Source organism: Anoxybacter fermentans (assembly GCF_003991135.1).
In the GTDB taxonomy this organism is placed as follows: domain Bacteria; phylum Bacillota; class Halanaerobiia; order DY22613; family DY22613; genus Anoxybacter; species Anoxybacter fermentans.
This window is the reverse complement of sequence record NZ_CP016379.1, coordinates 1,955,421-1,970,820: the sequence shown is the minus strand read 5'-3', so window position 1 is coordinate 1,970,820 and position 15,400 is coordinate 1,955,421. Positions and strand designations below refer to the sequence as shown.

General features: G+C 31.1%; 16 protein-coding genes and 2 pseudogenes. All 18 read left to right on the top strand.

The genetic code is table 11. The features are described 5' to 3' along the window. Positions 1-2 precede the first annotated feature (2 nt). The 18 genes and pseudogenes from BBF96_RS08975 (at position 3) to BBF96_RS08900 (ending at position 15,399) form a co-directional block, all read left to right on the top strand. The gene (locus tag BBF96_RS08975; RefSeq protein ID WP_127016832.1) at positions 3-458 is read left to right on the top strand and encodes a hypothetical protein; all 456 of its coding nucleotides are present in this window, start codon (positions 3-5) and stop codon (positions 456-458) included. Positions 459-991: 533 nt separating this feature from the next. After that, a complete protein-coding gene (locus tag BBF96_RS08970; protein ID WP_127016831.1) occupies positions 992-2,167 on the top strand; it encodes an RHS repeat domain-containing protein in 1,176 nt (391 codons plus the stop codon). Between the two features lie 72 nt (positions 2,168-2,239). Continuing rightward, on the top strand, positions 2,240-2,794 hold the full coding sequence (locus BBF96_RS08965; RefSeq protein ID WP_127016830.1) for a hypothetical protein: 555 nt from the start codon (positions 2,240-2,242) through the stop codon (positions 2,792-2,794). A gap of 412 nt (positions 2,795-3,206) precedes the next feature. Then, positions 3,207-3,656 carry an RHS repeat-associated core domain-containing protein gene (locus BBF96_RS08960; protein WP_127016829.1) on the top strand — a complete coding sequence of 150 codons (450 nt, stop codon included), beginning with the start codon at positions 3,207-3,209 and terminating at the stop codon, positions 3,654-3,656. A 175-nt stretch (positions 3,657-3,831) separates the two neighbouring features. Continuing rightward, positions 3,832-4,356, top strand: a complete 525-nt coding sequence (locus BBF96_RS08955) for a DUF4225 domain-containing protein (RefSeq protein WP_164730980.1) — start codon at positions 3,832-3,834, stop codon at positions 4,354-4,356. Between the two features lies 1 nt (position 4,357). Then, the gene (locus tag BBF96_RS08950; RefSeq protein ID WP_127016827.1) at positions 4,358-4,714 is read left to right on the top strand and encodes a hypothetical protein; all 357 of its coding nucleotides are present in this window, start codon (positions 4,358-4,360) and stop codon (positions 4,712-4,714) included. Between the two features lie 504 nt (positions 4,715-5,218). Then, on the top strand, positions 5,219-5,497 hold the full coding sequence (locus BBF96_RS17630) for an RHS domain-containing protein (protein WP_472762537.1): 279 nt from the start codon (positions 5,219-5,221) through the stop codon (positions 5,495-5,497). 19 nt (positions 5,498-5,516) lie between these two features. Next, positions 5,517-5,561, top strand: a pseudogene (locus BBF96_RS17435) (hypothetical protein); the annotation flags it as partial. Positions 5,562-5,582: 21 nt separating this feature from the next. Then, complete coding sequence (locus tag BBF96_RS08945) at positions 5,583-6,446, top strand: hypothetical protein (protein WP_236777794.1); 864 nt, start codon at positions 5,583-5,585, stop codon at positions 6,444-6,446. Positions 6,447-6,762: 316 nt separating this feature from the next. Next, entirely contained in the window at positions 6,763-7,215 is a 453-nt protein-coding gene (locus tag BBF96_RS08940) for a hypothetical protein (RefSeq protein WP_127016826.1), read from the top strand. Between the two features lie 558 nt (positions 7,216-7,773). Further along, positions 7,774-8,865, top strand: coding sequence for an RHS repeat domain-containing protein (locus BBF96_RS08935; protein WP_127016825.1), 1,092 nt, complete (start codon positions 7,774-7,776; stop codon positions 8,863-8,865). Positions 8,866-9,210: 345 nt separating this feature from the next. Beyond that, a complete protein-coding gene (locus BBF96_RS08930) occupies positions 9,211-9,459 on the top strand; it encodes a hypothetical protein (RefSeq protein ID WP_127016824.1) in 249 nt (82 codons plus the stop codon). Between the two features lie 391 nt (positions 9,460-9,850). After that, positions 9,851-10,999 carry an RHS repeat domain-containing protein gene (locus BBF96_RS08925; protein ID WP_127016823.1) on the top strand — a complete coding sequence of 383 codons (1,149 nt, stop codon included), beginning with the start codon at positions 9,851-9,853 and terminating at the stop codon, positions 10,997-10,999. Between the two features lie 26 nt (positions 11,000-11,025). Further along, the gene (locus BBF96_RS08920; RefSeq protein ID WP_127016822.1) at positions 11,026-11,607 is read left to right on the top strand and encodes a hypothetical protein; all 582 of its coding nucleotides are present in this window, start codon (positions 11,026-11,028) and stop codon (positions 11,605-11,607) included. A gap of 385 nt (positions 11,608-11,992) precedes the next feature. Beyond that, positions 11,993-12,541 (top strand): annotated as a pseudogene (locus tag BBF96_RS08915) (RHS repeat-associated core domain-containing protein); the annotation flags it as partial. Between the two features lie 220 nt (positions 12,542-12,761). After that, positions 12,762-13,286 carry a DUF4225 domain-containing protein gene (locus tag BBF96_RS08910; RefSeq protein ID WP_164730978.1) on the top strand — a complete coding sequence of 175 codons (525 nt, stop codon included), beginning with the start codon at positions 12,762-12,764 and terminating at the stop codon, positions 13,284-13,286. A 1-nt stretch (position 13,287) separates the two neighbouring features. Beyond that, entirely contained in the window at positions 13,288-13,644 is a 357-nt protein-coding gene (locus tag BBF96_RS08905) for a hypothetical protein (RefSeq protein WP_127016819.1), read from the top strand. Positions 13,645-14,250: 606 nt separating this feature from the next. Further along, entirely contained in the window at positions 14,251-15,399 is a 1,149-nt protein-coding gene (locus tag BBF96_RS08900) for an RHS repeat-associated core domain-containing protein (protein ID WP_127016818.1), read from the top strand. Position 15,400: the final 1 nt, after the last annotated feature.

The following is a 15,400-nucleotide window of genomic DNA, read 5'->3' as shown; positions in this document are numbered from 1 at the left end:
AAGTGAAAAAAGTATATCAATTTGCTTTAGCTTTAAAACTAGGGGGGATATTTGTAGCATTTGTATCATGGTATGTTGTATATGAATATTTAATTGAAGGTAAATTTGTTACAGTATTTTTCGGGACAATTCCATCTTTAATAGTAACTTTGGTTGTAATAAATTCCTTTTATCAAAAATTAATCCTAGATCAAAGAGGAATTGAAATGAAAACAATCGGATATGTTTGGAGAAAATACTTAAGATGGGATGAGTTAAAAATGATAACATATACTGGATATTATGGTTTTCCCTTTTTTATCTTAATTCCCCGAGAAGGCAGAGCAATGTATTTGAGTGGATTTAAAAATATTGATCAGCTATTACTTGATATTTATAATTTTGCACCTCATGTTATTTTACATCCTAATGTAAAAAAACGTATAGAAAAAGCAAAAAGGAAAGAGCAAAATTCTTAAAAAGTATTGTCATTAACCTCCATCAGTTTTGATGGGGGTTTTTTGTTCGTCCGGCATGTTTGCTGAGCCGATGAGCTGAAAGAAGCTCTGTTGTTTAACCAGCGGGAAGAAAACCTGTAAGCAAGGGCGTCACTGGTAATAGTGGGGTCTAAAGAATTGTATAGAGATATAATGATTAAACTGCAAAAAGCTAATTTTGAGCGACATAGAAATTTTTCGTTAAACCATCTTAGTGAGAGTTCAATCGAAATAAGGCCTCATCACAGGAGGTGATGAGCTAATCAAGGGCCAGGAGGGCCCTTTGATTAGGAAGCCTTATTGCGACTGAAATCGAACTTTAGATGGTTCGAAAAATTTCTTTTGGAGCGAAAAATTAGCTTTTTGCAGTAAAATCATTCAATAATCTTACAAAAGTAAAGAAAGCAAGTTTCATTTATGCTCATGGCAGACAGATTTCGAGAGTAGAAGGAATAGTTGGAAGTGGTGCAGAAATTATATATTACCACCATGATAATCTTGGTTCAACCCGACTTATGACAGATATAACAGGTAAGGTAGTCTGGGAACAGGATTATCTGCCATTTGGTGAGGATTTGCATAAGCCGGGAACAAGTGTTGTAGATTTTGAAGTAGAGACCAGGTATAAATTTACAGGGCAGAGGCAGGTTATAGGAATAGGGTTATATTACTATGGAGCAAGATATTATGATTCTGAGACCGGGCGGTTTATTACAGAAGATGTTTATCGAGGAAATCTGATTAATCCGCTAAGTCAAAATTTATATATCTACGTATTACAGAATCCATTAAAATATGTGGATCTTACTGGACATATGGCGAATTTTATAATAGGACCAGGTGGTGGTTCGCCAGAACCATTATTTACTGAAGAAGATAAAAAGTTATTAGATTTGATAAATAATTATGAGATTTCAGAAGATATATTTGGTCATCCATTTCATACTCCAGTACCTTTTGAAATTTTAACCAATTTAGATATAGAATTTGTGTATAAATTGAATCAATACAACATATATAAACTTATTGATGATGATATGTTCTTTAAAGTAGCATTTATTTATGACTTAAAGAAAAATAAGTATGAAAGTGAGTGGTGGAAACAAGATTTTTCATGGTTGGGAATTGAGATAGCGGAAAAAGTAGGTGAAAATCATTATCGGTTTATATCACCAGTAGTACGGTATCCTCTTTGCAGTTTAGGGTTAGATGGAGAAATAACTGAGATTAAGAGTGATAAAATAGTACTTGGAAGAAGTTTTATACCAACTTTAAATTTCAGTGGAGGTGTTTATGAATCCAGGTTAATTGTTGATGTCGAAATTACTCCTACAGATTATGTTTTAAAGATTAGAGATTATGCATACCTTAATGTTTCTGGAGATTTTGTTGGAGGAACGGTAATTTATGTTGATATAGTGAATGATTTTGAGGGATTCAAAGTAAGAAATTCTTTAAAAGTAACAAATGATTTAAGGATTATTTTACCGGGTTATTCAAATGCTTTAGATACCGAGAAGCCATTAAGTATATATATACCAAGAAATACAAGTATTGAGAGTATTGTTATTAAAACTTATTTTCACGGAGACGGAGATATTTTGGGTGGATATAGGTCTTTTAGTTATCGCATGTATTTACCTTCGTATTTGTCCAAACCGGCTTTATTTTACCCGGTAAATAAGTACTAAAATTATAAACGATGTTCCCTAGATTTTAGTTAGGAACTGAACATCGTTTTAAATAAGAAAGTGGTGAAAAATATGAAAAAAAGAGTATGGAAATATTTTATTTTATTTATAATAACATGTTTAATTATATTATTAAGTTATCAATTATGGAAAGATAAAGAGAAAATTAGAGATAAAAAGGAACAAATAACTTTAGGTGAATTACTGTTGTTTAACGAAGTTATAAGAATTACTATAGAATATCAAGAATATATTTATCAAGGGAAATTGCATGGAAAAAGTGGATATATTCCACTTTATAAAAAAGATGAGTTTTTCATAGATATTTTAAGTAGTTTATCGAATATTAAAATGGACGAAATAGAAAGAGATTTATACGCAGGTGTTCGTACAAAACCTATTACGCATACTATTATATTACATTATAACGATTTAGTACAGATTTCCTTAAATTACTCTAAAATACATAATAAAATAATTTTTTGGGGAGGTGCGCCAGATTATATTCGAAATAAAGAAGTACTAGATATACTTATTCCATCTTTTTCAGTTCCGATATATGAAGAGTTTTGGAGACTCTTAGATAGTATACAGGATAATAAAAAATTAATAAAATTATCTACATAGTTCATTAAAACATTTATATTAAAGGAGATTGATTATATCTTTTTGAATAATGGATTAAACTGCAAAAAGCTAATTTTGAGCGACATAGAAATTTTTCGTTAAACCATCTTAGTGAGATTTCAGTCGAAATAAGGCCTCATCACAGGAAGTGATGAGCTAATCAAGGGCCAGGAGGGCCCTTTGATTAGGGAGCCTTATTTCGACTGAAATCGAACTTTAGATGGTTCGAAAAATTTCTCTTGAAGCGAAAAATTAGCTTTTTGCAGTAAAATCATTCAATAATCTTACAAAAGTAAAGAAAGCAAGTTTCATTTATGCTCATGGCAGACAGATTTCGAGAGTAGAAGGAATAGTTGGAAGTAGTGCAGAAATTATATATTATCACCATGATAATCTTGGTTCAATCCGACTTATGTCAAATGGAACAGGTAAGGTAGTCTGGGAACAGGATTATCTGCCATTTGGTGAAGACTTGCATAAGCCTGGAACAAGTGTGGTGGATTTTGAAGTAGAGACCAGGTATAAATTTACAGGGCAGAGGCAGGTTATAGGAATAGGTTTATATTACTATGGAGCAAGATATTATGATTCTGAGACCGGACGGTTTATTACAGAAGATGTTTATCGAGGAAATCTGATTAACCCGCTAAGTCAAAATCTATATATCTACGTATTGCAGAATCCATTAAAATATGTGGATCCTTCAGGATATATGGCGAATTTAACAGCTGGCACTGGAGGAACAACTTCAGAGTTAACTGATAGAGATATTGAGCGGTTAAAAGAGATTGTTAATAATGATGACAGATTAACTGCAGAAGAAAAGCAGGATTTAAATAATACATTTAGCAATATTAATTAGGAATTTAAAGAAATCAAATACACAAATTATAGATCATCCAGATCTGGAGAGATTAACGAATTTATATTTAGAGGGTAAAATTTCTTATGATGCATACCTTATTGCTTATGAAAGAGTTGCAGGAGAATTAAATGATGAAAATGGAAAATGGAATTTAGATATAGATTGGTTAACTTTGTTTGATGGAACTGTAATTTTAATTTCAGGAGCTGGTCAAGTTCTTACTGGAATTGGTTTAATTACAGCTCCTGAACCTACCTCAATTACAAAATATATTGGAGGGTATATTTTGATTCATGGCGCTTTTAATGTTGGACAGGGTTTATCAACAATGGGTAAAGCTTTTTCAGGTGGTGGAGAAGGATTTAATCTATTACGTGAAGGATATACGAAAACATTTGGTTTGAAAGGTGAAATTATCTATTTAACTATCGACATTGGTATAAGTCTTTACAGAACGGTATCAGCAATTTCTGAAATAAGAGAATATTATCGACTTAAAAAAGGTGGAGAGCTAATCAGGAACGTACGGTATGGATTTAAAGAAAAGATATTACCATTTCCAGGTAGCTTAATAAGTAAAGGAAAACTTATATTTAATTTTGTAGGGTTTACCAATGATATTCCTTCATATAGAGGAGCACTAAGAGATTTGGATTATAGTATTAGAAATTATTTAAAAGAAGAGAAAGGAGATTAAAATGAGAAAAATTAAGAAAAAATTTACCTGGAGACTTCTACTTAAAAATATCGGTATTTCTATATTAATGGTTGCTGGTATGGTTATTTGGGGCTGGAAATGGGAATTAGAAGATTATTATTTACTATCAGTGGTAGTATATATAAGTATGATAATAGGTTTAACAATTGTTTTAACGTTTGCTCAAACTGTAACGACAAATTATTTTGCTGCTCAGTTTCTTGGGTTAGTTTTGGTTATAGTATTGATAATTTTTTGGTCAATTATTTACATTATATGCTTTAAAATATTTGGAATAAATATATTAGAGCTATATTTTGATTTAAACAGGATGAAATTTATAATAAAACCCCATTGAGATATAAAATGTTTCAAAATCAGGTAAGAGGATTAAGAAAAAGACAAGTTGTTTAATAATGTGAAAAAGATTTTAAAAGCTGTTGACATAAATCTAAAGGTCAACAGCCCTTTTTGTATTTGGCCTGCATGTTTGCTGAGCCGATGGGCTAAAAGAAGCTCTGTCTCTTGACTAGCGTGAAGACAACCTGTAAGCAAGGGCGTCACTGGTAATAGTGAGGTATAAAGGATTATATAGCGATATAATGATCAAACTGCAAAAAGCTAATTTTGAGCGACATAGAAATTTTTCGTCAAACCATCTTAGTGAGATTTCAGTCGAAATAAGGCCTCATCACAGGAGGTGATGAGCTAATCAAGGGCCAGGAGGGCCCATTGATTAGGGAGCCTTATTTCGACTGAAATCGAACTTTAGATGGTTCGAAAAATTTCTCTTGAAGCGAAAAATTAGCTTTTTGCAGTTTTATCCATTCAATAATCTTAAAAAGTAAAGAAAGCAAGTTTCATTTATGCTCATGGCAGACAGATTTCGAGAGTAGAAGGAATAGTTGGAAGTAGTGCAGAAATTATATATTACCACCATGATAATCTTGGTTCAACCCGACTTATGACAGATGGTAAAGGACAGGTAGTCTGGGAACAGGATTATCTGCCATTTGGTGAGGACCTGTATAAACCAGGAACAAGTGTTGTAAATTTTGAAGTAGAGACCAGGTATAAGTTTACAGAGCAGAGGCAGGTTATAGGAATAAGGGTTATATTACTATGGAGCAAGGTATTATGATCCTGAGACCGGACGGTTTATTACAGAAGATGTTTATCGAGGAAATCTGATTAACCCGCTAAGTCAAAATCTATATATCTACGTATTGCAGAATCCATTAAAATATGTGGATCCTTCAGGGCATATGGCAAATTTGACAGCTGGCACTGGAGGAATAACTTCGAAAATCACTGATGAAGATATTGAAAGACTCAAAAAAATTGTTGAAGAAGATGATAGACTAACAGAAGAAGAAAAAGTAGATTTAAAGGATACGTTTAATCAAATTAAGGCGAATAATACAGAAATAGAAAGTCCTGATTTAAAAAGAATAGTAGAATTGCATATAGAAGGAAAGATAAGCATTGATGCTTATTATATTGCTGTTGAAAGAATAATACAGGAAACTGGAGATATACAGAAGTGGCAAGAATATATATGGCCTTCTTGTAGAAAAGTTTCAAATGTAAATTACCTGGATTATGATTTATCTAGTTCTAGAAAGACTGAACTTACCGAATTATATGCAATTATAGCAAAGACAATAGGGGCAAATGCTTTTGATAGGTTTGGTACTAAAATTGCCGAAAAAGGAAAATTTGTTGGTACAACGTATAAGATTGTTGGTTTTGACCCTGTATATGGAGATATAATTGAACCAGTAAAAGTAGAAGTTGATACTTTTAAATTTTTAAGAAAAGCTGGCTATTTAGTTACAATAACAGATTTTGCTTATAATGAATATAAAATTATTTTTGATTCCAATCTGACTATAGGTCAAAGAATTCATAAAAGTATAGCAGAAGCTGGATTTACTGTTATTGATGTTGGAGGGGGAGTGGGAATATCAATTATTTCTGGTGTGACTGGTCCTTTGGCTCCTGTATTAGGTTTTGGTGGAGCGGTAATGTATTCAAAAATAATTTCAAACTTAAAAAGTGAATACTATGAAAGATTTAATTTGAGATAAACTGTAATAAAAGATGAAAGTTATTTTTAGAAAAGTATAAGATATAGAAATTTATATATTTATCTAAAAATCTTATATTTTAATACATTATACTAATTGTTGTAGGATTGGTTAAATACATCTTTTTGATTAGAATGACAGAAATATTAAGTAGTTACTATTCAGTTTGATTAACTTGATTTAATTTTTGTTAATATTACAGACGGATTAGAAGTACTGACTAGGAGAAGAGATATACTCTTGAGAAATCAACTGAAAAATATATAAGGTTTAATTTCAATAAATTATACTCATTATATATGAAGGAGTGATAGAGGTGAAAAGAATATATCAATTTTCTTTGGTTTTTAAAGTTATAGCTCTATTGGTTACAATTGTATCATGGTATGGTACAGTTCTATATACTATTATAGATAAATATAACATTTGGTATATAATACCAAGTATAGTAATAACTTTTCTTACTATTAATTCTTTATATCATAAATTAATCTTGGATGATGAAGGTATTAAAATGGAAGCAATTGGGTTTGTTTGGCGGAAGTGTTTAAAGTGGGATGAAATAGAGACAATAATTAGTGAAAGATATTTTGGAGTTCCAATATATATTTTGGTTCCCAAGGAAGGTAGAGCAATGTATTTGAGTGGATATAAAAATAGTAAACAGTTATTATTTGATATATATAATTTTGCACCTCATCTTTTTATAAATCCTAAAATAAAAAGGAAAATTGAGAGAATAAAGAAGAAAATGAAAAATCTTAATTAATATTAAGACATAACCCCATCGTTCTAGAATGGGGTTATGTCTTAAAACTTGTCATATCTATAACTATTTAGGTTAGGTGATTTTTGAGGATCACTGTATAGAAGTTAAGAAGTTTCATATATTTTAACTCCAATTATATTAGGAACTATATAGCCCTTTAATGAATTTAGAGAAATAGTGCTTAATTGATATAATAATTAATCTGCAAAAAGCTAATTTTGAGCGACATAGAAATTTTTCGTTAAAAAACCATCTTAGTGAGATTTCAATCGAAATAAGGCCTCATCACAGGATGTGATGAGCTAATCAAGGGCCAGGAGGGCCCTTTGATTAGGGAGCCTTATTTCGACTGAAATCGAGCTTTAGATGGTTAGAAAAATTTCTTTTGGAGCGAAAAATTAGCTTTTTGCAGTTTAATCATTCAACAATCTTATAAAAATAAAGAAAGCAAGTTTTATTTATGCTCATAATTGACAGATTGCGTGAGTAAAAGGAATAGTTGGAAGTGATGCAGAAATTATATATTACCACCATGATAATCTTGGTTCAACCCGACTTATGACAGATGGAACAGGTAAGGTAGTCTGGGAACAGGGTTATCTGCCATTTGGTGAAGACTTGCATAAGCCTGGAACAAGTGTGGTGGATTTTGAAGTAGAGACCAGGTATAAATTTACAGGGCAGAGGCAGGTTATAGGAATAGGGTTATATTACTATGGAGCAAGATATTATGATCCTGAGACCGGGCGGTTTATTACAGAAGATGTTTATCGAGGAAATCTGATTAATCCGCTAAGTCAAAATCTATATATCTACGTATTACAGAATCCATTAAAATATGTGGATCCTTTAGGGTATATGGCGAATTTGACAGCTGGCACTGGAGGAATAACTTCGAAAATCACTGATGAAGATATTGAAAGGCTCAAAAAAATTGTTGAAGAAGATGATAGACTAACAGAAGAAGAAAAAGTAGATTTAAAGGATACGTTTAATCAAATTAAGGCAAATAATACAGAAATAGAAAATCTTGACTTAGCCAGATTAAAAAAATTATATATTGAGTGCAAGATAACAGTGGATGCTTATATAATTGCAGGTAAACGGTTAATAGGTGAAAATTTAGAGAAATTACAGTTATCCGAAAGTGAGAAAGTTTTCTATGATATTAACTGGAATGTTAAATTTAAAACTGCTAAAAAACACGGCGATAAAGATACTCTAGCATATTTATTAGAGCAAAAATATTTGGGTTTTAAGTATGATCCAAATAGTTTAACTCCTTTGATGACACAGTTTGTGGCTTATAATCAAAAAGAAATGTTTCCTATAAGATTTGGAATTAGCGGGAATTTATGGATGTTAGGTGGAAGTATGCAAATGGAACTTTTTGAACCTATAAAATTAAATCCTTCAGATGTGAATCCATCATTAAAATTTTCTCCATTAAGTATTGGAGGAGTAAGTGTCGATTTAGTAATAGGTTCGGGTGATATTGAAGTAAGTTATGGTGCAAATAAATATTTAAGTATCGGGTTGTTATGTGAGAAAGTAAATAATGGAAAATATAAATTTAGAGGAATAGCAATACATGTAGGATGGGGATTTTCTCCTCCTGTAAATGTTGAAATGTATTTGCCTTTAGAATAGAGACTAAATTTTTATTTCTAAATTGGCTATGTATTCATTTTATTTTATAGGAAGGTAAAATGTTTTGAAAATATATTTTAAAGAGGAGGTTTTACGAGAGATAAAGGATCATCAAGGCTGTTTAGTTTGGAGTAGTTATCATCAATTTGGTTAAATGGTTTAAAATTAATACAGAGATATTGTGAGAGAACTAAAAAGAGATTAAGAAAAAAATTTAATAAAGAAATTTAAGAGGATATTGAGTATTAAAGAAAAATCTCGACCCTATAAGGAAAAATCAAGCTTTTGTCCCTTGAAAAAGGGAGAAAATTTGATGGAACATTTCAGAAATCAGGAGGTGATTAAATGAATTTAAGGAAGTTTATTATGTTTTTTTCATTAGTTGCAATTATTGTTGGGATTTTGTTGATAATTGGGACGAAAAGAAGATGGAAATTTTTAGTAGACCCATCAGATAAGTTGTCTTCAATTTATTCACATTCTAGAATAAAAAAAGTTTTTGGGAAAGATTTTCTTGAAGAGTATAATTATGTAGTTGGAATTTTGTTTATTTTAGTTGGGATTTGGTTTTTGTTTATTGCTTTGTTTGGATAGGTATATTAAGAAGGATATAGATTTATAATGTAAATACACTGCAAAAAGCTAATTTTGAGCGACATAGAAATTTTTCGTCAAACCATCTTAGTGAGATTTCAGTCGAAATAAGGCCTCATCACAGGAGGTGATGAGCTAATCAAGGGTCAGGAGGGCTCTTTGATTAGGGAGCCTTATTTCGACTGAAATCGAACTTTAGATGGTTCGAAAAATTTCTCTTGAAGCGAAAAATTAGCTTTTTGCAGTTTTATCCATTCAATAATCTTAAAAAGTAAAGAAAGCAAGTTTCATTTATGCTCATGGCAGACAGATTTCGAGAGTAGAAGGAATAGTTGGAAGTGGTGCAGAAATTATATATTACCACCATGATAATCTTGGTTCAACTCGACTCATGACAGATGGAACAGGTAAGGTAGTCTGGGAACAGGATTATCTGCCATTTGGTGAAGACTTGCATAAGCCGGGAACAAGTGTAATAGATTTTGTTATAGATGCCAGGTATAAATTTACAGGGCAGAGGCAGGTTGTAGGAATAGGTTTATATTACTATGGAGCAAGATATTATGATCCTGAGACCGGACGGTTTATTACAGAAGATGTTTATCGAGGAAATCTGATTAATCCGCTAAGTCAAAATCTATATATCTACGTATTACAGAATCCATTAAAATATGTAGATCCTTCAGGGTATATGGCGAATTTAACAGCTGGCACTGGAGGAATAACTTCGAAAATCACTGATGAAGATATTGAAAGACTCAAAAAAATTGTTGAAGAAGATGATAGACTAACAGAAGAAGAAAAAGTAGATTTAAAGGATACGTTTAATCAAATTAAGGCGAATAATACAGAAATAGAAAATCCTGATATAAAAAGAATAGTAGAATTGCATATAGAAGGAAAGATAAGCATTGATGCTTATTATATTGCTGTTGAAAGAATAATACAGGAAACTGGAGATATACAGAAGTGGCAAGAATATATATGGCCTTTTTATAGAAAAGTTTCAAATATAAATCATATAAATTATAGACCTGCTAAATCTCTAGATGATGAATGGGTTGACTATTATTATGCTGGAGAAGTATTATGGGCAGATTCTCTATATTTTCAAAAACAGCCGGCTAAAACTGCTGATTTTATGACAGGATTAATATTAGAAAGTGGACTTTTAAAGTTAAATTATAAAAATAGATCTGGTTATGGTTTTGCAGATGTTTCACTTGTTGGTGGAAAAGCATATGGTGGATGTGTAGATGGTGTTTTAGCAGCTGGGACAAAAATTTATATGTATAAAATTGAAGGAGGAATTGCTCTAATAGAAACTCCAAAATATATTTTTTATGTAACTGGTGAATTTACAGCAGGGAGTTTAGGAGCCGAAGCTAAACTTGGTCTTAAAGAGACAAAGTTTGGAATACATAAAATTGTAGGATTTTCCGCTGGATGGAAAATAATAAAAAAAATAAAACTATCTAAAAATATTTTTGGATTAAATGGAGAAGAGGATAAGATTATTTTTAACTCTTCTCCATTTTAATAATTTTTTAAAGGGAGATGATTAATTTGAAAAAATATATAATTATTATTTTGAGTTTATTAATTTCTAATTATTGTTTTGCTGATGATGTAGAGCCATTTGAAGTAATTAAACAATTTGAGATGATATTAAAATCAAACAATTTAGATGAAACAATTGACCTAGTAGTAGTTGATAAAGAATTAAGGAGTAATATTTATAAATTTTTAAAAAAATATATTGTATTAAAATATAATTATTCTATAGAAAGGATAAAAAAGATTAATACAAATAATTATAAAATAGAATTAAAAAATGAATTACATTTTCGGAAAAAGAATGGTTTTATTAAACATATACTTATTTTTAATTCTACTTTTATACTTTCACGTACTTCATATAATTCTGCTTTTAAAATAAAAGTTTCTGATTTTTTTGATGAAATTTATTTTACAGAAAAAACGGGGTATTTTTTATTAACTTTTATTATTGTGATACCAGCAGCTATTCATGCAATGTTTCATAAAAAGAAAAAATGGGTTTATATAATTTTTTTATTTAATCTCATTGGAGTTATTTTATATTATATGTATGAAATTAAGAAAAGTAATAAAAATAATAAAAGTTAATATTTAGTAGTATGTTTGGAAATATAAAAATGCATATTTCGGCAAAAATATATTATAAGTACTGGTTAAAACTTGTGAGTGCCAAGTATTTTTGAATAAAAAATGTTCAATAGTTTTACTTAATTAGCTGGTAAATATTTATTATATATGATTAAACTGCAAAAAGCTAATTTTGAGCGACATAGAAATTTTTCGTTAAACCATCTTAGTGAGAGGTCGAAATAAGGCCTCATCACAGGATGTGATGAGCTAATCAAGGGCCAGGAGGGCCCTTTGATTAGGGAGCCTTATTTCGACTGAAATCGAACTTTAGATGGTTCGAAAAATTTCTTTTGGAGCGAAAAATTAGCTTTTTGCAGTTTAATCATTCAATAATCTTACAGAAGGAAAGAAAACAAGTTTCATTTATGCTCATGGCAGACAGATTGCGAGAGTAGAAGGAATAGTTGGAAGTAGTGCAGAAATTATATATTACCACCATGATAATCTTGGTTCAACCCGACTTATGACAGATGGAACAGGTAAGGTAGTCTGGGAACAGGGTTATCTGCCATTTGGTGAAGACTTGCATAAGCCTGGAACAAGTGTGGTGGATTTTGAAGTAGAGACCAGGTATAAATTTACAGGGCAGAGGCAGGTTGTAGGAATAGGTTTATATTACTATGGAGCAAGGCATTATGATCCTGAGACCGGACGGTTTATTACAGAAGATGTTTACCCAGGAAATCTGATTAACCCGCTAAGTCAGAATCTATATATCTACGTATTGCAGAATCCGTTAAAATATGTGGATCCTACAGGGCATATGGCGAATTTGACAGCTGGCACTGGAGGAATAACTTCAGAGTTAACAGATAGAGATATTGAACGGTTAAAAGAGATTGTTAATAATGATGACAGATTAACTGCAGAAGAAAAGCGGGATTTTAAATAATACATTTAGCAATATTATAAATAATACATTTAGCAATATTAATAGGAATTTAAAGAAATCAAATACACAAATTATAGACCATCCAGATCTGGCGAGATTAACGAATTTATATTTAGAGGGTAAAATTTCTTATGATGCATATCTTATCGCTTATGAAAGAGTTGCAGGAGAATTAAAGGACAAAAATATAGAATGGAATGTAGATATAAATTGGTCAGCTTTGGCTGATGGAACTGTAATTTTAATTTCAGGAGCTGGTCAAGTTCTTACTGGAGTTGGTTTAATTGCAGTTCCTGAACCTACCTCAATTACAAAAGTTATTGGAGGATATGTTTTAGTTCATGGTGCTTTTAATTCTGTGCAGGGTTTATTAACGATGAGTAAAACTTTTTCAGGTGGCGGAGAAGTACCTAATAAATTACGAGAAAAATACAAGACAATATTTGGCTCAAAAGGTGAAATTATCTATTTAGGTGTTGACTTTTGTATAAGTTTTTACGGAACAATGTCAGCAGTTTCCGAAATAAGGGAATATTATCGACTTAAAAAAGGTGGTGTGTTAATAAAGAACGTGCGATATGGATTTGGAGAGAAGATATTACCATTTCCAGGTAGCTTAATAAGTAAAGGAAAACTTATATTTAATTTTGTAGGGCTTACCAAAGATATTCCTGCATATAGAGGAACGTTAAGAGATTTGGATTATAGTATTAGAAGTTATTTAAAAGAAGAGAAAGGAGATTAAAATGAGAAAAATTAGGAAAAAATTTACCTGGAAACTTCTACTTAAAAATTTCATTATTTCTATATTAATAATTGCTGGTATGGTTATTTGGGATTGGAAATCGGGATCAAAAGATGGTCATTTGATACTAGTAATAGTATATATAAGTGCAATAATAGGTATAGCAATACTTTTGACAATTGCTCAAACATTAACAACAAATTATTTTGTTGGACAGTTTTTTGGATTAGTTTTAGCTATAGTATTTATAATTGTATGGTTAATTGCTTATATTATATGTTTTAAAATTTTTGGGATAAATATATTTGAAATATATTTTGATTTAAATAGGATGAAATTTATAATAAAACCTAATTGAGATATAAAATGTTTCAAAATCAGGTAAGAGGATTAGGAAAAAGACAAGTTGTTTAATAATGTGAAAAAGATTTTAAAGGCTGTTGACATAAATCTAAAGGTCAACAGCCCTTTTTGTATTCGGCCTGCATGTTTGCTGAGCCGATGGGCTAAAAGAAGCTCTGTCTCTTGACTAGCGTGAAGACAACCTGTAAGCAAGGGTGTCACTGGTAATAGTGAGGTATAAAGGATTATATAGCGATATAATGATCAAACTGCAAAAAGCTAATTTTGAGCGACATAGAAATTTTTCGTCAAACCATCTTAGTGAGATTTCAGTCGAAATAAGGCCTCATCACAGGAGGTGATGAGCTAATCAAGGGCCAGGAGGGCCCTTTGATTAGGGAGCCTTATTTCGACTGAAATCGAACTTTAGATGGTTCGAAAAATTTCTTTTGGAGTGAAAAATTAGCTTTTTGCAGTAAAATCATTCAATAATCTTACAAAAGTAAAGAAAGCAAGTTTCATTTATGCTCATGGTAGACAGATTTCGAGAGTAGAAGGAATAGTTGGAAGTGGTGCAGAAATTATATATTACCACCATGATAATCTTGGTTCAACCCGACTTATGTCAAATGGAACAGGTAAGGTAGTCTGGGAACAGGATTATCTGCCATTTGGTGAGGACCTGTATAAACCAGGAACAAGTATTGTAAATTTTGAAGTAGAGACCAGGTATAAATTTACAGGGCAGAGACAGGTTGTAGGAATAGGATTATATTACTATGGAGCAAGGTATTATGATCCTGAGATCGGGCGATTTATTACAGAAGATGTTTATCCAGGAAATCTGATTAACCAACTAAGTCAGAATCTATATATCTACGTATTGCAGAATCCATTAAAATATGTGGATCCTTTGGGGTATATGGCGAATTTGACAGCTGGCACTGGAGGAATAACTTCAGAGTTAACCGATAGAGATATTGAGCGGTTAAAAGAGATTGTTAATAATGATGACAGATTAACTGCAGAAGAAAAGCAGGATTTAAATAATACATTTAGCAATATTAATAGAAATTTAAAGAAATCAAATGCACAAATTATAGACCAACCAGATCTGGAGAGATTAACGAATTTATATTTAGAGGGTAAAATTTCTTATGATGCATATCTTATCGCTTATGAAAGAGTTGCAAGAGAATTAGAGGACAAAAATACAGAATGGAATGCAGATATAAATTGGTCAGCTTTGGCTGATGGAACTGTAATTTTATTTTCTGGAGTTGGTCAAATGGTTACTGGAGGTGTTTTGATTCTAACTCCTGATGCTACTTTAGTTACAAAAGGTATTGGAGGGTATATTTTGGTTCATGGTGCTTTTAATTTTACACAAGGTTTTGCAACAATGCGTAAAGCTTTTTCAAGTGGTGGAGAAGTACCTAATCAATTACGAGAAAAATACAAGACAATATTTGGTTCAAAAGGTGAAATTATCTATTTAGGTGTTGACTTTTGTATAAGTTTTTACGGGACAATGTCAGCGGTTTCTGAAATAAGGGAATATTATCGACTTAAAAAAGGTGGAGAGCTAATCAAGAACGTACGATATGGATTTAGAGAAAAGATATTACCATTTCCAGGTAGCTTAATAAGTAAAGGAAAACTTATATTTAATTTTACTGGGCTTACCAATGATATTCCTGCATATAGAGGAACGTTAAGAGATTTGGATTATAGTATTAGAAGTTATTTAAAAGGAGAGAAAGGAGATTAAA